Origin of the sequence: Sodalis sp. RH19 (genome assembly GCF_047324215.1) — a bacterium.
In the GTDB taxonomy this organism is placed as follows: Bacteria; Pseudomonadota; Gammaproteobacteria; order Enterobacterales; family Enterobacteriaceae; genus Acerihabitans.
Map to the genome: position 1 here is coordinate 827774 of NZ_CP178734.1, position 19749 is coordinate 847522.

The window sequence follows — 19749 nt, forward strand, 5'->3', positions numbered from 1 at the left end:
ATAATATTGTAGATTAACGGGATAATAGTATAACAGATTAAACATAATCATATATACAATGGTTATGGTGTGTATGATTGACCTTGTTTTATTATAAAGGCCGTATGCTTAATGATAGTTACTTAATGATGGTTACTTAATGATAGTTAATTATGATCCATTAACAGTGGCGAGCTATTTACCAGCAAAGGATGGAAGAAGCATCTCCCGCAATCAGAGCCTGTTTCTGACGGAAAGGGAGCCGACAACGGCATACGCAAAACGCAGGTAAGTTATTTCATGACTATCAGGAAATATCAAATCGGTATTATTATTCGCCCGATTTTATTATTATTTACAATAATAATATTATTTCAATCCATGGAGAATGCCAGGAAATCAGCACCGCTGATCCAACCCGTTTTACCTGTTTATTACCAAGGGCCATGGTCCCCGGCGGCGCAGACGGCAAATCCGTTTTGCCCGGTCCCGGATTGCGCCACGAGCGGTTTAGCCGTGCAATGTCCCTGTGCGTATCATCAGCACGCTTTTGGCGCCGGCAATATCAGGGCGGTAAACAAGGATAAACTGTGCCAACGTCAGGAGCCGGGCGATCGCAGCGTTTACCGCTTTATCAAGAGCGATATAAAACAACGGGTAAAGCGGGCAATCAGGCGCTTGCTGCGCCTGGGCCAAAAATAAACGCCGCGCCCAAAGCCGCGTTGCAAGGCAAGCGCACGGGGCGCGCCCGCCATCGCCAGGTTTTAGGCCGGCGTGTGGCAGGGCGCGCCCCGTCAATGGTGCACCACCGCCAGCCGCTGGATATTCTTTTTGATCGCCGCCGCCGAATCATCAAACTGACGCTGCTCCACTTCATTTAAATCCAGCTCGATAATCTGCGCCACGCCGCGCTGCGCCAACACCGCGGGTACGCCGATCGCCAGGCCCTGCTTGCCATATTCGCCGTCGAGCACGCAGGAAACCGTCAGGGCGCGATGGCTGCTGGTGAATACGTTGCGGCAAATTTCGGTAATGGTGCCGGCGACGCCATATTCGGTGCAGCCCTTTTGGGCATAGATTTCAAAACCCAACTGACGCGTCCGCTCGCCGAGCGCCGGGAAATCCAGCTCATGACCGGTTTTCAACCGGCTGTATTCATTAAGCGGCATGCCGTATACCGAGCAGTGCGACCACACCGGGAATTGCGTATCGCCATGCTCGCCAAGGATAAAGGCGTCCACGCTTTGCGCGGCGATATCCAGTTGTTCCGCCAGGATGCGCCGTAAACGCGTGGTGTCCAGCCAAACGCCGGTGCCCAGCACCTGATGCCGCGGCAAGCCGGACAGCTTCCATACCTGATAGGTAATGATATCGCACGGGTTGGTGGCGATGAGGAAAATTCCCTTGAAGCCGTTGCGCATCATCTCCGGCACGATGTTGCCGACGATGCGCGCGGTGCCGTCCAGCTCGTCCAGCCGCGTTTGCCCCGGTTTCAGGCCGCCGCCGGACACGGTAATCACCGCGATATCGACATCCGCGCAGTCGGTTGCCGGCCGGGTGCTGATAACGATACGGCTGGGCATATACGCCGCCGCATCCGCCAGATCCTTGCGATGACCCTCAACCAGCTGTTGGTTTAAATCCACCAGGATGATCTCCTCGCAAAACTGCTGGTTGAGCAGGGCATATGCAGCGGAAGAGCCGACATTGCCCGCGCCGATAATCATCACCTTACGTGGTTTCATGCATTTTACCTCGAGAAAAAGGGTTACGTGACCCGGCACACGGCCTCGATGCCGCCGCAGTTTAACAATTTTAAATGAATTATGGCCTGATTAACAAAATGGTATTCTTATACGCGACCTTGTTTTCCTCACCCAGACCTACCGAGCGACGTTATGGCTAAATTTGAATACGGCACCAAAGAGCTGTCCTGGCTGGCAAAAAGGGATAAACGCATGGCGCAGGCCATCGAGCGCATCGGGATGATTGAGCGGCCCCTGATGCCGGACCTATTCGCGGCCCTGGTCAGGAATATTGTCGACCAGCAGATTTCCACCAAGGCCGGCCTGACGGTAAACGCCCGCCTGGCGCTGCTGGCGGGCGCCATTACCCCCGCCGCCATGGAAAGCCTGACCGCGGAACAAATCCAGTCCTGCGGCATGACCATGAAAAAAGCGCTCTATATCAAGGGCGCCGCCACCGCCGCCATGAGCGGCGAGCTGGATCTGGCGGCGCTGCCGTCCCGCCCGGACCCGGAAGTGATCGCCACCCTGTCGCGCCTGCCGGGCATCGGGGTCTGGACGGCGGAAATGCTGATGATTTTTGCGCTCGGCAGGCCCGATATCCTGAGCTGGGGCGATCTGGCCATTCGACGCGGCATGATGAATCTGTACCGCCATAAGGAACTGCCCCGCGAGCGCTTCGAACGCTATCGCCGCCGCTATTCGCCATACGGCACAACCGCATCGCTGTATCTGTGGGCCTGTTCGGCGCCGGGGTTCAGCATACACGCCCCGATTGTCCCTGGCGATGCGCGCAGCGCCGAACCGTCAACGGCGGCGAAATAATGCCCAGGCGGGCCGAATCACGGCAAAAAAATACCCCGCGGGCGGGCGCCGGCGGGGTAGAGGGAAGACGATAATCAGGCGCTGAGCCAGCCCAGCTTAATCACAAACAGAATCGACAGCACGATCAGCGCCGCGTTCAGGTCGCGGGTGCGTCCGGCCAGCAGTTTTACCACCGTCCAGGTGATAAAGCCGAAGGCGATGCCGTTGGCGATAGAGTAGGTCAGCGGCATGGTCAGCGCGGTAACGGTGACGGGCGCCGCGACGGTGATGTCCTTCCAGTCGATTTCCGCCAGGCCCGAGGTCATCAGCACCGCGATAAACAGCAGGGCGGGCGCGGTGGCGAATGCCGGCACGCTGGAGGCCAGCGGCGCGAAGAACAGGCTGAGCAGAAACAGGATGCCCACCACGATAGCGGTCAGGCCGGTACGGCCGCCGGCGCTGACGCCCGCTGCCGACTCGATATAACTGGTGGTGGTGGAGGTGCCGAGCAGCGAGCCGAACAGCGCGGCGGCGCTGTCGGCGATGAGCGCTTTACCCATGCGCGGGATATTGCCCGCCTCGTCGGTCAGGCCGGCGCGTTTGGTTACGCCTATCAGGGTACCGGAATTATCGAACACGTCCACGAACAGGAACGCGAACACCACGCTTACCAGGGAAATATTCAGCGCGCCGCGAATATCAAGCTGCAAAAAGGTCGGCGCAATGGACGGCGGCATGGAGATCACGCCGAAAAATTGGCTGTAACCCATGGCGATGGACAGGAACGTCACCGCCAGGATGCCGATCAGTACCGCGCCGGGCACCCGGCGGGCTTCCAGCACTACAATCAGCACAAACCCCAACATGGCGAACAGCGGACCCGCTTTGCCTAAATCGCCCAGGCCCACCAGGGTGGCCGGATTGGCGACCACGATGCCGGCGCCTTCAAGGGCGATAATGGCCAGGAATAACCCAATCCCGGCGGCAATGCCCGAGCGCAGCGGCAACGGAATGCTGGTGATGATCCACTCGCGGATCTTGAAAATCGACAGCGCGAAGAAAATCAGCGCCGATAAAAACACCGCTCCCAGCGCAATCTGCCAGGTATAACCCATATGTAAAACCACGGTATAGGTAAAGAACGCGTTTAGCCCCATGCCCGGCGCCAGCGCGATCGGGTAGTTGGCGATAAAGCCCATCAGCGCCGAACCGATGGCGGCGGCCAGACAGGTGGCGACAAACACCGAGCCTTTATCCATACCGGTGGCGCTCAGGATCGACGGGTTAACAAACAGAATATATGCCATTGCCAAAAAGGTGGTCAGCCCGGCCAGAATTTCGGTTCGTACGTTGGTACGATGGGCCTTTAATTGAAATAGTTTTTCTAACATGGGAGTTTTCTCATTGAAGTTGTCTGCACAGCCAAAGCAATCGCTATGCCACTATTGCAACCGCATGCCAAAGGCGGCAATGGGTGAGGCAGGCGCATTATATAGGTAATTCTAAATTTGCCGCAGCAAAAACGTAATCGGTTGCGCGGACGGCGGCACCATAAGCGTGCCGTCGCCTCACCATTAAGGTGCGTGGGCGCCTTTATGGTGCGCGGCGCGGCCGCTCCGGTGTGGCGCCAGGGTCGCGGCCACCCTCGGCAGACTTGCGTGACATCACATTTCCACACGTCTTTTTGACCTCTCTCACGCTTCACGCATCAGAAATCAACCCTTTCTTGAACATTTTTTTCACATTATCTATACATAGCGGTGTAATTTATTTCTTTCTTATGAAATAAATTACAGCGATTCCCGGGCTCGTGGTTCCGTTGTTGTTTCGCCGTCGCGGCTGAGCCAGGCCAACCCATCGTTTTCCGGGGAAATACCATGATAAAACACCTGCTTGCGTTGACCCTTTTTCTTGCCGCCCTGGTCGGCGGCGCCCAGGCTGCGGCTGACGACGGCCCCCAGTTTCGCTGCAAGCCGGGCGAAACCTATTATATGAATGTGATGGTCACCGGCGTGGAGTATTGGTTTCCGGTGTATGAGATGTTCAAACAGGCGGCGCACCAGCTGGGCTGTAAAACGGTGTATGGCGGCACGCCGGCGTATGACGTCAACCAGCAGTTGGCCAGCTTTGAACAGGTACTGGCGCAAAAACCGGCCGGCATTTTTTTGCATCCGATGAACCCCGATCCCTTTATCGAGCCGATTAACCGGGCGGCGGAGGCCGGCATCCCGGTGGTGACCTTTGCCGCCGATTCGCCCAACAGCAAACGCGTCGCGTATATTACCTCCGATAACTTTCGCGAAGGCCGCGCCGCCGCCGACCTGATGGGCAAAGCCATTAACGGCAAAGGGGAGTACGCGGTGCTGGAAAATCCCGGCCAGGACAATCACGACCGGCGGGTCAGCGCCTTTATCGACGAAATGAAAACCCATTACCCGGATATCAAACTGGTGGGCCGCGCGGCGACCAATCAGGATCCATCGAAAGCCTACAATGCCGTACTGTCTATCCTGCAGGCGCATCCCAACCTGTCGGTGCTGTTTATGCCGGAAGCCAGTTCCGCCATCGGCGCCGCCCAGGCGGTGGTGGAAAACGGCGGTAAGGTTAAGGTGATAACGGTGGACGTGAACGCCAAGGTGCTGGATATGATCAAGGCGGGCCAGGTGTTCGCCGCCATCGATCCCAACCAGGGGGTGCAGGGCTATATGGGATTTATGACGCTGTTCCTGGCGGCGCATCCTGACCTGATCGATCCGATGAATGATGCCAAACGCACCGGCGCCAACCCCTTTTCCTTCCCCTTGCTGGATAACGGCTATGCCGTGGTCACCAAAGATAACGCCGATGATTTCCGCTGGGACGGCTATTTGAAACGCCGGGGCACCAAAGGAATTAATGAGTAGGGTACCCGCCACGCCGGCGCGCGGCGCGCCGGTTGTCTGCGACGCGTTCACGCGCGGGAAGTTCGCCATGTCATTACATTTAACCCTGAGGGAGAGGCCATGTCAGCACCCCTAGCTTTACGGCTTAGCGGCATCAGCAAATCCTTTGGCCCCGTCAAGGCATTGGATAACGTCGAGTTTGCCCTGGCGGCCGGGGAAATCCACGCCCTGGCGGGAGAAAACGGCGCGGGAAAATCCACCCTGATGAATATCATCGACGGCATCATCAAACCCGATGCCGGACGCATCTGGGTGAATGAGCGGCCGGTTGCGATCCACTCTCCCGCCGACGCCCAGCGGCTGGGCATCGGTCTGGTTCACCAGGAAATCGCCCTGTGCCCTGATATTTCCATTTATGAAAATATTTATATGGCCCATATCAACGGGTCGGGAAAGTCCTGGATCAACCATGGCGCATTGCGCCGCCAGGCCCAGGCGGTGATGGACAGGCTGGCGCCGATCCCGGTAACCGCCCGTGTCGGCAGCCTGCCCTTATCGCAGCAGCAGCTGGTGGAAATCGCCAAGGCGCTGACGCTTGACTGCCGCATCCTGATTCTGGACGAACCGACCGCGGCGCTGACCGAGCCCGAGGCGCAGCGGCTGTTCGCCATCGTTCGCCAACTGCGCGCGCAGGGCATGGCGGTGATTTACATCAGCCACCGCATGGCCGAAATCTTCTCGCTGTGCCAGCGGGTCACCATTATGCGCGACGGCCGGACTGTGGGCTGTGAAAACCTCGACGCGCTGACGCCGGACCAGGTGATTACCCGGCTGGTGGGGCGCGAACTGACCCGCCTGTACCCGCCCAAGCGCGCGGACTGCCGGCATCTGGCGCCGGTGCTGGCGGTCGAGGGGCTCTCCGACGATCGGCGGTTCTTTGATATTTCCTTCCAGCTGCGGCCAGGGGAAATCCTGGGCATCGGCGGCCTGATGGGGTCCGGGCGCACCGAAATCGCCCAGGCTATTTGCGCCATCGATGCCCTCAAGCGCGGCACGGTGTCGGTAAACGGCGGGGCGGTTCGGCTGCGCCATTATGCCGATGCCGTGCGCCTGGGCATGGCTTATCTGTCGGAAGACCGCAAGGCGGCGGGATTGTTTGTCGATATGCCTATCGATTGGAATATTTCATCGCTGGATATCGCCGCCGTATGCGGCCGCTATGGCCTGCTCAGCCGGGACGCCGAACGGCGGCAGGCAGAGAGGCTGGGGCGGGAGGTGTGGCTGAAAAAAGGCCGGCCCGGCGATCCGGTGTCCTCGCTTTCAGGCGGCAACCAGCAAAAGGTGGCGCTGGCCAAAGTGCTGTCGGTCAAGCCCGCCATTCTGTTTCTCGATGAACCGACGCGCGGGGTGGATATCAGCGCCAAGGCGGAAATTTACCACATTTTGCATCTGCTGGCGGAAAGCGGGGTGGCGCTGGTGGTGATTTCATCCGAACTGCCGGAATTAATCGGGCTGTGCGATCGGGTGCTGGTGGTGCATGAGGGCCGTATCGGCGGCGAGGTCGCGGGCAATATGCTGACGGAAGAGAATATCATGCGTCTCGCCGCCGGCGCGGCGGCTTAACGACAGGGTAGCGCGGTAACGTAAGAGGTAACGCCATGACCATTAACACGTTTTTATTATCGGCAAAAGGCGTCAAAGCGCCCCTGCGCTGGTTCGGCGCGGTTTTCCGGCAGCGGGAAGTGGGCCTGACGGTAATCATCATGCTGATTTTCATGATTATGAGCTTCACGTCGCCCTATTTTCTGACCTGGGCCAATATGAAGGCGATGCTGCTGTCGTTTTCCATCGAGGGTATCGTGGTGGTGGGCATGACCATCCTGCTGATTGTCGGCGGCATCGATTTGTCCGTGGGGTCGGTGGTTTGCCTGTCGATGGTGGTGGCGGGGCAGTTGTTCCTGTCGGGGCTGGACCCCTGGACGGCAAGCCTGGCCGGCATCGCCGCGGCGGCGCTGGTGGGCCTGCTGATGGGACTGACCGTCACGCGGATCGGGCTGAGCCATTTTATCGCCTCTCTGGCCGCCATGGTTATCGTGCGCGGGCTGTGCATGATTATCACCCAGGGCACGCCGCTGTCGCTGTTTACCCTGCCCGCCACGTTTAAGTTTGTCGGCCAGGGCACGGTATCGGGCGTTCCGTTTGTGATTATCCTGTTCTTTATCCTGGTGGTGGCGTTCGATTTCCTGCTGCGCAAGGCCGCGGCGTTCCGCAAGGTGTTTTATACCGGCAGCAATGAGCGGGCCGCGGCGTATTCCGGTATCCGCGTGAATAAAATCAAGCTGCTGGTGACGGTGCTGACCTCCACCCTGGCGGGTCTTGCCGGCATTATCTATATGGCGCGCCTGGGTTCCGCGACCCCGACCTTTGGCGTGGGCATGGAGCTGAACGTGATAGCAGCGGCGGTGATCGGCGGCGCCAGCCTGAAGGGCGGCACCGGCTCTATCCTCGGCGCGGTGTTGGGCGTGGCCCTGCTGTCCATCGTCACCAGTTCGTTAATCCTGATCAATGTCTCGGTTTACTGGCAGGATTTGATTAAAGGCCTGATATTGCTGGTGGCGGTGTCAATGGATCATATTATGAATAAATACCGCAGCGCCTGATCGTTTCTCTACTTCGCGATTCCGGGAGTGATGTTAATGGATAATTTTATCGAGCCGCCGTCGTTTACCCTGACGCGCCAGATCTACCGGGTACTGGTGATGTATTACCTGGACGGTAAAAAGCAGTCGGAGATAGCGGAACACACCCATTTATCGGTGGCCACCGTTAACCGGATGATCCGCCAGGGCAGGGACACAGGCATGGTGGAGATTACCATCCGCTCGCCGTTTCTTTCCGCCCATCAGCTGGAGCGGGATCTGGCGCGCATCGGCGGGCTGCAGGACGTGGTGGTGGCGCCCAACGTGACAGGCGGCGACGACGCCGATTTGCACGTGGTGGGCGCGGCGGCGGCGGATTTCCTGCTCAGCCGCGTCAAGGACGGCGATACCATTGCCCTCACCGGCGGCAAGGGCGTCAGCGCCATGGTGGACGCCCTGTCCACGCCGCGCCGGTTTCGCGTCGACGTGGTGCCCGCCCTGGGCTGCGTGCAGGGCAAACACTATACCGACGTCAACCATGTGGCGTCCGAACTGGCGGCCAAACTTGGCGGCAAGGCGTATCAAATCCACGCGCCGCTCTTTGCCGATACGCCTGCGCAGCGGCAAATGCTGATGGAGGTCAGCCAGGTGCATCAGGTGTTGCAGCAGGCGCGCGAAGCCGATATCGCCATCGTCGGCCTGGGATCGATCCATGCCTCCAGCTCCAGTTATTATGATTTAAACCCATCGGTGCGGCATGCTCAAGCCAGCGTCGAGACCAGCGGGGCGCGCAGCGAGGTGCTGGCGCATCTGCTGGACGCGCAGGGACAGCCCGCCTGTTTTGCCGATAACCAGCGGCTGGTGAGCCTGACCCTGGAAGAACTGCGGCATATTCCCTTTTCGTTTGCCGTGGCGGCGGGCAGCGATAAAATCGAACCGGCCAGCAGCGTGCTGCGCGGACGCTATCTCAAGGGCATCGTCACCGATGAATCCACCGCCGCGGGCATTATCGAACTGTCGTCGCCGGATCCTCAACAGGAGGCAGCATGTTAAACAGCACGAATTCCACGGAAGACCCGCAGGCGGCGACCCTGTCCGACCGCGCCGGGCGCCTGGCCGAGCTGCGCCGCCGCCGCGCGACGCCGGTGCTGATCGTCGGCGGCGGCATTAACGGCATCAGTACCTTCCGCGAACTGGCGCTGCAGGGCATTCCCGCCATTCTGGTGGAGCAGGGGGACTGGTGCCAGGCGGCCAGCGGAGCGCTGTCGCGCATGATCCACGGTGGGCTGCGTTATCTTGAGACCGGTGAGTTCGCCCTGGTCAAGGAATCGGTGGTCGAGCGCGACCGGCTGCTGAAAAACGCCCCGCACTATGTGATGCCGCTGCGCACCACTGTGCCCATTGATTCCTACTGTTCGGGATTGGTGAACGCCGGTAAGCGCTTTGTCGGCCTGACCGAGCGGCCGTCGCGCCGGGGGGCCATGGTGATCAAGGCCGGCCTTTCGCTCTACGATCTGTATACGCGCGCGCAGGGCGCCATGCCACGCCATCGGCTGACGGGCGGCGGCGAAACCCGTCGCCAATGGCCGGAATTCAACGATTGGGTCAAATGCAGCGCCACCTATTATGACGCCTGGATCAACTATCCGGAGCGGCTGGGGATCGAACTTATCGAGGACAGCGAACGGGCCAATCCGCAGGCGCTGGCGATCAATTATCTTAGCCTGGCGGGCATGGACGACGGCGTGGTGACCCTGCGCGACGGCCAGAGCGGCGAAACCTTTACCCTGGCGCCGGAACTGGTGATCAACGCCACCGGCGCCTGGATTGACCGGCTTAACGGGGTGCTGAGTCCCGCGGCCCCGGCGCCGCGGCTTATCGGCGGCACTAAGGGGTCGCATCTTATCGTGCGCAACGCCCGGCTGCTGGCGGCGTTAAACGGCGGCATGGTGTATTACGAAAACCAGGAGGGGCGGGTATGCATTCTGTTTCCCTACTTCGGCAATGTACTGGTCGGGTCCACGGATATCCGCACCGACGATCCGGACGACGTGATTTGCGCGGAGGATGAAAAGCGCTATATCCTCGACTCGCTGCGCTTTGTCTTTCCGCGTATCGCCATCGCCGACGAGGAGATCCTGTATACCTTTTGCGGCATCCGTCCCCTGCCGGTGAGCGATACCACCGTGAACGGCCGCATTTCCCGCAATCACTCCCTTAAGGTCATTCCCCCGGCGCCCGGGCGGCCGTTTACCACCCTGTGCCTGGTGGGCGGAAAGTGGACCACTTTCCGCGCCTTCGGCGCCCAGGCGGCGGATCTGGCGCTGCGCCACCTGGGCGAGCGGCGCCGGGTGACGACGGAAGACCTGGCCATCGGCGGCGGCCGGGATTTACCCGGCCAGGCGGAGCGACCGGCCTGGATCGGGGAACTGGCGGCGCATTATCATAGCGATGCGGCGCGGGTGGCCCAATGGGTATCCCGTTACGGCGGCCGCGTGACCGCGCTGCTGGATTTCGTCACCCGATCGCCCGATCGTCCGCTGCGCCATCATCCCGGCTATACGGTCAATGAGCTGCGCTTCCTGATCGCCCGCGAGCAGGTGGTGAGGCCGGAAGATGTGCTGGTGCGCCGCACCGCCATGGCCATCGCCGGCGAACTGACCCCTGAGCTTGTCGCCGAAGTCACGGAAATCGTGGCGCGGGCGCTGGGCTTAAGCGACGATGAACGGCGCGCCAGCCTTGCCGCCGCCCTGGAGAGCCTTGCCGAGCGTCACGGCCTGGCGCGGCTGGCGGCGCCCGCGCCGCAACCCATCCCCCATCCATCCGCCCAAGGAGCGCCCGATGTCATTCAATCCTAAAGCCCGCATGAGCCGTCTGTTCCGTCAGGGGCGTTGCCTGGACGTGGCCATCGATCACGGTATCGCCAACGAGCCGGATTTCCTCGTCGGCCTGGAGGATATGCCCGCCGTGATGGCCAGCCTGGTCGCCGCCGGGCCGGACGCCATCCAGGTTAATTACGGCCAGGCCGATCTGCTGGCCGGGGTCGACCAGCCCGGCAAGCCGGCGCTGGTGATGCGCGCCGACGTGGGCAACGCCTACAACAGCGCGCGCCATCGCGAGATGTGGGCGGTGCTGCACAACCCGGAGGAGCCGATCCTGGCCGCGCTGCGACTGGACGCGGCGGCGGTGGTGGTCAACCTGTATATGATCCCCGACGAACCGGGCATTTTCCGCCAGTGCGTGGAAAATATCGGCCGCCTGCGCCATGCGTGCGATAAATACGCCATGCCGCTGATGATAGAGCCGCTGGTGATGGCCCCGGCCGGGCAGGGCGCCGCCTACGCCTCAATTGGCGATGTGGAGAAAATCGTGCCGCTGGTGCGCCTGGCCCGGGAACTGGGGGCCGATATCGTCAAGGCCGATCCCACCGACCGGGTGGAGGATTTCCACCGCGTGGTGCAGGCCGCCCGCTGCCCGACGCTGGTTCGCGGCGGCGGCAAGGGCCGGCTGGAGACGGTGCTGGAAAAAACCGCCGGCCTGATGGCCCAGGGCGCCAGCGGCATGGTCTATGGCCGCAACGTGTACCAGCACAGTAATCCCGCCCAGGTGGTCAGGGCCCTGATGGCCATTATCCACCAGGGCGCCGACGGTCCCACCGCGTTTGAGATCTACCGGCGCGGCCAGGCCGGTTCCGGCGCTTAAGCCGTGCGCCATCGTACCCTTCTCTGTGGAGACGTTATATGGACGCATGTCTGTTAGGTATAGATGCCGGTAATACCATGATCAAAGCCGTGCTGTTCGACCTGCGCGGCCGGGTGCTGGCGGTGGCGGAGCGCGGCGGCGCCACACATCAACCCCGCCCCGGTTACGCCGAACGTCCGCTGGCGGATATCTACCAGGGCGCAACGCAGGCGATCCGCGATTGTCTGGCGCGCGCAGCCGTTGATCCGCGTAAGGTTATCGCCGTGGGCGCGGCGGGTCACGGCAACGGCCTGTATGCGCTCGATCAGGCAGGGGCGCCGCTTATCGGCATTCAGTCCATCGACAGCCGGGCCGCCGGCCTGGTGCGGGAACTGGAACAGGCGGGCCTTGCCGGGGCCATTTATCAATGCTGCCTGCAAAAGCCCTGGGCCGCGGCCACGCCGGTGCTGCTCAGCTGGCTGAAGCGCCATGCCCCGGATCTGTACCGGCGCATCGGCACGGTGCTGTTTGCCAAAGACGTGATCGGCCATTTCTTAAGCGGCGTCGCGTCGGGCGAGGTCTCGGACGCGGCGGGATCGGGCCTGCTCAATTACCGCACCCGCCAATATGATGCCGAACTGATGGCGCTTTATGATCTGGCCGATGCGCTGCCGCTGCTGCCGGCGCTGCGTGAATCCTGCGATATCAGGGGACATGTCACCGCGCGGGCGGCGCGGCTTACCGGCCTGCCGCGCGGCATCCCGGTGGTGGCGGGCATTTTCGACGTGGTGGCCAGCGCCATCGGCTCTGGGGTGGTGCATACCGGCGAGGCGTCCATAGTCGCCGGCACCTGGAGCATCAACCAGGTGGTCGTGGACGCGCCAAATTACCGGCGCCCGGTATTTATGAATTCCATTATTGAGCGGGACCGCTATATGGCCATCGAAGCCAGCGCCACCTCCGCCGCCAACCTGGACTGGTTTATCCGCGAGTTCGACGACGGCCGCGACGGCGGCGGCGCGGCGCGCTGCAGCGCCAGCGTCGCGGCGGTCAAGCCCAGCGTCCAGTTGCCGTTATACCATCCCTATCTCTACTCCGGGCGCAAGGACGGCCCGGCGAAAGCCGGTTTTTACGGCCTGAACGGCTGGCATACCCGCGCCGATATGCTGTTTGCGCTGTTTGAAGGCGTCACCTTCGCCCATCGCGCCCATATCGACCGGCTGCGCGCCGCGGGTATCCCCTTTACGCGGGCGACCCTCTCGGGCGGCGCGGCGCGCAGCTGCATCTGGCCGCAAATGTTCGCCAATGTGCTGGGCATCCCGATTCGGGTGGCGGACTGTAGCGAAACCGGCGCGCTGGGCGCGGCGATTTGCGCCGGGGTCGGGGTGGGAGTCTATGCCGATATGTCGGCGGGCGTGGCCCACGCGGTCACCCTTACCCCGACCGGCTACCTGCCGGACGAGGCTTTGCACGCTTTCCATTCCACCCGCTACCGGTTGTTTAAACGCCTGGAGCTGGCCATGGGCGATCTGTGGGACGAGGAAGCCGACGGGCGGGAAACGCCGTCCGCGGCCGCCACCGCCGCGCCATCCTGACGCGGACGCGTCCGGATCGGGCGGAGCTGTTTGTCGCCGGGGCGCGCTCAGGCCGGGAGCGCCGCCCGCTTTCCTGGCGGCGACACCGCGCGTCCGATCATATCGTCTCGTGAGCGCGGGGACACCGGCGGTAAACTTGTGCGCAGGCAGGGACAAATCTGCTAATCTTGGGGTACCGATTCATACGGGATGCCCATGCCATGTTTAATAATCTTGCAGTCTGCCAGGCGGTATTGAACGCGCTGCCTGACGCCACATTCCTGAAAGATGAACAGCAGCGGGTGGTGTTCCTGAATCGCAAAGCCTGCGAATTATTCGGTAAATCGCCGGGGGAGATGCTGGGGCATTCTCCGCTGGCCGGCCTTGACGATAAGCTGGTGGACATCATTACCGAGCGGGATCGTTACGTTCTGGAAACCGGTGAAGATGTGGAATACGAACATCAGATGCTGAACCGGAACAATGGGCAGACGTCGATGATGGTGCGCTGCTCGCGCATTATCTTTCATGACGTGCCCTATGTGCTGGTCTCGCTCAATGATATTACCATCCTGCGGGAATCCGAGGCCCAGACCCGTTACCTGGCCTACCATGATATCCTGACCGGACTGCACAACCGCACCGCGCTTTATGAACAGCTCAACCAGGTGGTGGTGCCCGGGGTCGGCAAGCATGCCGGCGGCCTTCTGCTGCTGATGGATCTCGACGGTTTTAAAAATATTAACGATACCTACGGCCACCAGGCCGGGGACTTTGTGCTGTGCGAATTTGCCCGCCGGCTGCAGGGCGTGGCGCCGGAGGCAAGCCTGGTCGCCAGGATGGGCGGCGACGAGTTTTCCCTGCTCACCGATAACCCCCTCGCGAGCGCCCAGGCGGAAGAATTGTGCCGCCGGATCGTCAACCTGACGCAAACGCCGTTTACGCTGACCGGCGCGTCGCCTTTTGTCACGGTATCGGTGGGCGTGACGGTGATTACCGAGGCGGTTATCACCGCCGGCGAACTGCTGCGCAAGGCGGACGCCGCCCTGTATGAGGCGAAACGGCAGGGTAAAAACGTGCACTGTTTCTATTCCGAGTCGCTCGACGCCAGCCTGAGCAGCAAGCGGCGCATGGAAAAGGCGCTGGCCAACGCCCTGTCGTCGGGCCGGGATATTACCTGCGCCTACCAACCGCTGATTCGCGCCGCCGACAACCATATTATCGGCGTAGAGGCGCTGGCGCGGTGGCATGACGAGGAACTGGGCGAAATTTCCCCGGTGCAGTTCGTGCCCCTGGCCGAGGAAACCGGGCTGATTATTCCCCTGGGCAAGTTTATTCTGCGCCAGGCGTGCCGCGAGATGCTGCGCTGGGGCGATTTATCGCTGTCGGTCAACGTGTCGCCTATTCAGCTGCGCGACGGCGGATTCGCCCGTATGGTGCTGGCGCTGCTGGCCGAGCTGCGTTTCCCGCCCGAACGCCTGGAGCTGGAACTTACCGAAACGGCCATCATGAATTCCGATGCCAACAGCAAACATCAACTGGTCCTGCTGCGCGAGGCGGGGGTGCGGATTTCCCTGGATGATTTCGGCACCGGTTATTCCAGCCTCAGCCTGCTGAAAGATATCGTCGTCGACAGCCTAAAAATCGATCGTTCCTTCGTGCAGTTCGTCACCCAGTTAAAGGACACCGCCGCCATCGTCACCGCCGTCTCCCACCTGGGGGTAAAACTGAACCTCGAGGTGATTGCCGAAGGGGTGGAGACGCCCGAGCAGCAGCAATTTCTGGTGGACGCCGGCTGTACCCAACTGCAGGGGTTCTTATTTTCCAAACCGCTGTCGGAGGAAAAACTGGGGCAACTGCTTGGCGATATTTCCCGCAGCAGCCAACGGGGCGGGGATAGCGAGCGGGAAATCAAAGGCTAGGATGCGCCCTCGCCGAAATTGCCACAATACGCGAGTACCTGGGGCACGGCGCGCTTCACCCGCGTAATGACGGCGACCTGCATTTTATTCGCGCCAGGCGTGGTATTGGCCGGCGAAAACCAGGCTTATGGCCAGCTTTTGCCAGTTATCCGCCGCCATGCCCGCGCGGACGCAAACCCTCCGCCGGGAGAGAATAATTATTGGGCGGGCGGAAAAAAAACGGCCCGCAGCGATGCGGGCCGTCGATAATGCGATACCTGAATCAGAACTGATAAACCAGGCCCAGGGCCACAACGTCGCCGCTGTTGACGCCAAGGGAGTTATCGTCGTCGATGCGGTTGATAATGTAATCAACATAGGTCGACATGTTCTTGTTGAAGTAATAGGTGGCGCCGACTTCGTAGTATTTAATCAAGTCAACGTCGCCGATGCCTTCAACGTCCTTAGCCTTGGACTGGGTATAGCCGATGGACGGACGCAGACCGAAGTCGAACTGATATTGCGCCACCAGCAGGAAATCCTGGGTTTTATTGGCAAAGCCCACGACGTCGACGCCGGCCGGGGTCGTGCCGTCGATATAGGTGGCGTTACGGGTTTCGCCATAAGTGGCGGCCAGATAAAGGTTGTTGGCGTCATATTTCAGTGAGGTCGCCCACTGTTCGGCACGGTCGCCCTGGCCAACGGTGGCCAGGTTCTGGCTATCGGTGCGATCCGAGGAAGAGTAAGCGCCGACAACGCCGACACCGATGGGCGAAATATACGAAATTGAACCGCCGTAGCCGTCGCCGTTCGCGCGGGCGATATCCGACCGATCGTTTTTACCCTGGTATTGCAGGGCAAAACCCAGGCCGTCGACCAGGCCGAAGAAATTGGTATTACGGTAGGTGGCAACACCCGTGGTACGGCCGACCATGAAGTTATCGGAGTAAGCGGTTTCACCACCGAACTCCGGCAGCATATCCGTCCAGCCCAGGGCATCGTACACCACGCCGTAATTACGGCCGTAGTCAAATGAACCGTAATCGGCAAATTTCAAGCCGGCAAAACCCAAACGGGTTTTGGTGCCGTCGGTGGCATCGTCGCCGCCTTCGGTTTTGTTAGCCTGGATGTTATATTCCCATTGGCCATAGCCGGTCAGCTGATCGTTGATTTGTGTCTCGCCTTTGAAGCCGAAACGCACATAAGACTGATCGCCGTCGGACGCGTAGCCATCGTCATCGGCAAAGTAATGCAGACCGTCCACTTTGCCGTACAAATCCAGTTTATTGCCGTCTTTATTATACACCTCAGCCGCGCTGGCTACTCCCGACGCTAACAAAGCCGGGATCATCACTGCAAGGATGCTATATTTCATCGAAATGATACCTTATAAAGTATTTTTATTTAATACGGGCCTGTGCCCGCGCCACTGCCTGAACACTGGAGATAAGGATTTGTTGCCTTGGCCTTTTTCATCCCGTGGCCAAGGCGGAAGCGCATCGAGTAGACACAGGAAGCACCAATGGGAGAAGAAATATTAACGCTATTTATTTAAAAAGCGAAACGCAAAATATGAAATTTTGTGATCGGTGTTTAACTATTGTAATCAAAGACGTTGGTTTGCAATTAATATATAAAAGTTATATGACACTAAATGTCAAAAATAACACTTACGGCTAAAAATGACATTTTTATACAGGATGGTTTTTCAATATATTATTAAAAGTAACTATTTGTTATTATGTGGATAATAGCATCAAACGTTAAAAAAGGCACCAGAGGATAATTTTGGCACAATATGTTAAAAAGATTCCTAATAGTATGGCAATTGCCATTTAAGGTCAAAAATAGCATTTATAGTTCACGCGGAAGATTTAACACTGCTTATATCTCAGGCGAGAATTGTCATTTTATGTAAAGTCGCTGCATGTCGCGTCAAAAAAAGCATTAACTGTCATAACAGCATGATTAATGAATAAAATAATAGATAGAATCTTGGGATTAAACAGGGAATAATCGCTTTAGTTATTTCTCTTTTATCGGGGATTCTACCGCGATATAAAGATTTTGAGGCATAAGGTTTTTTATGAACCGATCCGGGATTATTGGCGATTTGCTGGCCTGGCTGGAAGAGCAGTTGGACAAACCCCTATCGCTGGACGACGTAGCCGCCAGGTCGGGTTATTCCAAATGGCATTTGCAGCGAAAATTCAAAGAGACGACGGGCCAGGTGCTCGGCGCGTATATCCGCGCCCGGCGCCTGTCCCATGCCGCCATGGCGCTGCGTCTCACCAGCCGGTCGCTGGCGGACATTGCGCTGCAATATCATTTTGAATCACAGCAAACCTTTACCCGCGCGTTTAAAAAGCAGTTCCAGCAAACGCCGGCCTTTTACCGGCGTTCGTTGCGCTGGGATTTTTTCGGCATCCAGCCGCCGATAGGCCGCGCCTCCTGCGCCTATGCCCCGGCTGAAATCGTTATGCTGCCGGCGCTGAGGCTGGAAGGCATTACCCGCAGCTACACCTGCACGCTGGAGCAGTTAAGCCGTCACCGTGCCGAGCTGCGCGCGCAGTTCTGGCGCACTTTTCTGGAAGAGGCGCAAAGCAGCCCGCCGGTGGTTTACGGCCTGTGCTACTCGCGTCCCGCCGTTGATAAGAACGGTGAAAACGAAGTGTTTTATACCACCGCCGCCGAACCGGCGTTTTTGCCGGTCAAAAGCGATAATCTGCAGGAACTTTCATTGAACGCCGGCGATTATGCCTTGTTTACCTACCTGGGGCCGGCCGGGGGGCTGCAGGGATTTATTATGGATCTCTACAGTGTCTGCCTGCCGCTGATGCGCATGGTGCGGCGCGACGGCTATGATATCGAACGTTTCCACCGCTGGCCGTCATCCAGTAACGATGACGGCAGCGGCGAAATCCACTGTGATTACCTGATCCCCATTCTGCAGACTGCCGCCGCCGACGTCATGCCAGTACAGGGACCGGCGGCGTAACCGGATGTGCGTGTCTTACGGGCCGGCTAGAACTGATATACCAGGCCCAGCGCCACGACGTTGCCGCGGTTACGGCTTAACTGGTTGTCCTCGTAAATACGGTTGATGATATAATCGACATAGGTCGACATGTTTTTGTTGAAGTAGTAGGTGGCGCCGACTTCATAGTATTTAATCAAGTCAACGTTGCCGATGCCTTCGACGTCCTTCGCTTTGGACTTGGTATAGCCGATGGACGGACGCAGACCGAAGTCGAACTGATATTGTGCCACCAGCAGGATATCCTGAGTCTGGTTGGCAAAACCCGTCACCCCGACGCCGGCCGGGGTTGTGCCGTTGATATAGGTGGCCCTGCGCGTTTCGCCATAGGTGGCGGCAAGATAGATATTATTGGCGTCATATTTCAGCGACGTCGCCCACTGTTCCGCGCGCTTGCCCTGGCCGTAGGGAGCAAGATTCTGGCTATTGGTGCGATCCGAGGAGGAGTAGGCGCCGACAATGCCGACACCGATGGGCGACATATACGAAATTGAACCGCCGTAGCCGTCGCCGTTCGCGCGGGCGATATCCGACCGATCGTTTTTACCCTGGTACTGCAGGGCAAAACCCAGGCCGTCGACCAGGCCGAAGAAATTGGTATTACGGTAGGTGGCAACACCCGTGGTACGGCCGACCATGAAGTTATCGGAGTAAGCGGTTTCACCACCGAACTCCGGCAGCATATCCGTCCAGCCCAGGGCATCGTACACCACGCCGTAATTACGGCCGTAGTCAAATGAACCGTAATCGGCAAATTTCAAGCCGGCAAAACCCAAACGGGTTTTGGTGCCGTCGGTGGCATCGTCGCCGCCTTCGGTTTTGTTAGCCTGGATGTTATATTCCCATTGGCCATAGCCGGTCAGCTGATCATTGATTTGGGTTTCGCCTTTAAAACCGAAACGCACATAGGACTGATCGCCATCGGATGCATAGCCGTCATCACCGGCGAAATAATGCAGGCCATCGACTTTACCGTACATATCCAGTTTATTGCCGTCTTTGTTAAATACTTCGGCCGCGCTTGCGGCCCCCGACGCGAGCAGGGCCGGGATCATCACTGCTAGTAGGGTATATTTCATCGGAGGGATACCTTATAAAATATTTTTATTTAATACGGACGTGAGCCCGCGCCACTGCCTGCATACCGGAGATAAGGGTGTGTTGCCCTGGCCTTTTTCATCCCGCGGCCAGGGCGGAAGCGCATCAAACAGACACAGGAAGCACCATTGGGAGATAAAATAATAACGCCTTTTTTTTAATAAACGGAACTTTAAATATTAGGTTTTGTGATCTCGTCATAAATATTATAATTCACTGCTTTAAAGGAAATTAATAAAAAAAACTTAAGCGGCATTCAGCAAGGTATTGGATATTACGGCAATAATCAGATTTTTTCACTGAATAGGTAGTTACTGGTATCCATAGGGTAATCAATTGTAATTGCGCTATTAATGGTATTAAAACTTTACGGCGGGCATGCCGATATAGGCTGCCTGGTCCGGGGGGA

14 protein-coding genes and 1 pseudogene are annotated in these 19749 nt (G+C 58.9%); 10 read left to right on the top strand and 5 right to left on the bottom strand.

The features are described 5' to 3' along the window. Window positions 1–489 precede the first annotated feature (489 nt). Together ACL2XF_RS03760 and ACL2XF_RS03765 are read right to left on the bottom strand one after the other, a co-directional pair. The gene (locus ACL2XF_RS03760) at window positions 490–675 is read right to left on the bottom strand and encodes a hypothetical protein (protein ID WP_410014401.1); all 186 of its coding nucleotides are present in this window, start codon (window positions 673–675) and stop codon (window positions 490–492) included. Between the two features lie 98 nt (window positions 676–773). Beyond that, window positions 774–1724 carry an L-lactate dehydrogenase gene (locus tag ACL2XF_RS03765; RefSeq protein WP_413723221.1) on the bottom strand — a complete coding sequence of 317 codons (951 nt, stop codon included), beginning with the start codon at window positions 1722–1724 and terminating at the stop codon, window positions 774–776. Window positions 1725–1877: 153 nt separating this feature from the next. On the opposite strand from ACL2XF_RS03765, the pseudogene ACL2XF_RS03770 reads away from it, so the two are divergent. Beyond that, window positions 1878–2471, top strand: a pseudogene (locus ACL2XF_RS03770) (DNA-3-methyladenine glycosylase family protein); the annotation flags it as partial. Window positions 2472–2623: 152 nt separating this feature from the next. On the opposite strand, the gene ACL2XF_RS03775 reads toward ACL2XF_RS03770, so the two are convergent. Then, window positions 2624–3919: an NCS2 family permease gene (locus ACL2XF_RS03775; RefSeq protein ID WP_410014403.1), complete on the bottom strand. Its 1296-nt coding sequence runs from the start codon at window positions 3917–3919 to the stop codon at window positions 2624–2626. Window positions 3920–4405: 486 nt separating this feature from the next. Here ACL2XF_RS03775 and ACL2XF_RS03780 point away from each other — a divergent pair, with 486 nt between their 5' ends. The 8 genes from ACL2XF_RS03780 (at window position 4406) to ACL2XF_RS03815 (ending at window position 15226) form a co-directional block, all read left to right on the top strand. After that, a complete protein-coding gene (locus tag ACL2XF_RS03780; protein ID WP_410014404.1) occupies window positions 4406–5431 on the top strand; it encodes a substrate-binding domain-containing protein in 1026 nt (341 codons plus the stop codon). Window positions 5432–5530: 99 nt separating this feature from the next. Next, window positions 5531–7033, top strand: a complete 1503-nt coding sequence (locus tag ACL2XF_RS03785) for a sugar ABC transporter ATP-binding protein (protein WP_413728038.1) — start codon at window positions 5531–5533, stop codon at window positions 7031–7033. 35 nt (window positions 7034–7068) lie between these two features. Beyond that, entirely contained in the window at window positions 7069–8070 is a 1002-nt protein-coding gene (locus ACL2XF_RS03790; RefSeq protein ID WP_413728039.1) for an ABC transporter permease, read from the top strand. Window positions 8071–8106: 36 nt separating this feature from the next. Next, entirely contained in the window at window positions 8107–9102 is a 996-nt protein-coding gene (locus ACL2XF_RS03795; RefSeq protein ID WP_413723218.1) for a sugar-binding transcriptional regulator, read from the top strand. Next, window positions 9096–10907, top strand: a complete 1812-nt coding sequence (locus ACL2XF_RS03800) for a glycerol-3-phosphate dehydrogenase/oxidase (protein WP_413728040.1) — start codon at window positions 9096–9098, stop codon at window positions 10905–10907. Before ACL2XF_RS03795 ends, ACL2XF_RS03800 begins: the two co-directional genes overlap by 7 nt. Next, window positions 10891–11751: a class I fructose-bisphosphate aldolase gene (locus ACL2XF_RS03805; RefSeq protein ID WP_410014409.1), complete on the top strand. Its 861-nt coding sequence runs from the start codon at window positions 10891–10893 to the stop codon at window positions 11749–11751. The genes ACL2XF_RS03800 and ACL2XF_RS03805 overlap by 17 nt, the downstream gene beginning before the upstream one ends. Window positions 11752–11789: 38 nt before the next feature. Then, window positions 11790–13325, top strand: a complete 1536-nt coding sequence (locus ACL2XF_RS03810) for an FGGY-family carbohydrate kinase (RefSeq protein WP_413728041.1) — start codon at window positions 11790–11792, stop codon at window positions 13323–13325. Window positions 13326–13525: 200 nt separating this feature from the next. Continuing rightward, a complete protein-coding gene (locus ACL2XF_RS03815; protein WP_413728042.1) occupies window positions 13526–15226 on the top strand; it encodes an EAL domain-containing protein in 1701 nt (566 codons plus the stop codon). A gap of 262 nt (window positions 15227–15488) precedes the next feature. Here the strand turns inward: ACL2XF_RS03815 and ompF (ACL2XF_RS03820) are convergent, their stop codons facing one another. Beyond that, complete coding sequence (gene ompF / locus ACL2XF_RS03820; RefSeq protein ID WP_413728043.1) at window positions 15489–16580, bottom strand: porin OmpF; 1092 nt, start codon at window positions 16578–16580, stop codon at window positions 15489–15491. Between the two features lie 711 nt (window positions 16581–17291). Here ompF (ACL2XF_RS03820) and robA point away from each other — a divergent pair. After that, complete coding sequence (gene robA, locus ACL2XF_RS03825; RefSeq protein ID WP_410014413.1) at window positions 17292–18203, top strand: MDR efflux pump AcrAB transcriptional activator RobA; 912 nt, start codon at window positions 17292–17294, stop codon at window positions 18201–18203. A gap of 26 nt (window positions 18204–18229) precedes the next feature. Here robA and ompF (ACL2XF_RS03830) read toward each other — a convergent pair whose 3' ends face one another. Next, a complete protein-coding gene (gene ompF, locus ACL2XF_RS03830; RefSeq protein WP_413728044.1) occupies window positions 18230–19321 on the bottom strand; it encodes a porin OmpF in 1092 nt (363 codons plus the stop codon). Between the last annotated feature and the right edge of the window lie 428 nt (window positions 19322–19749).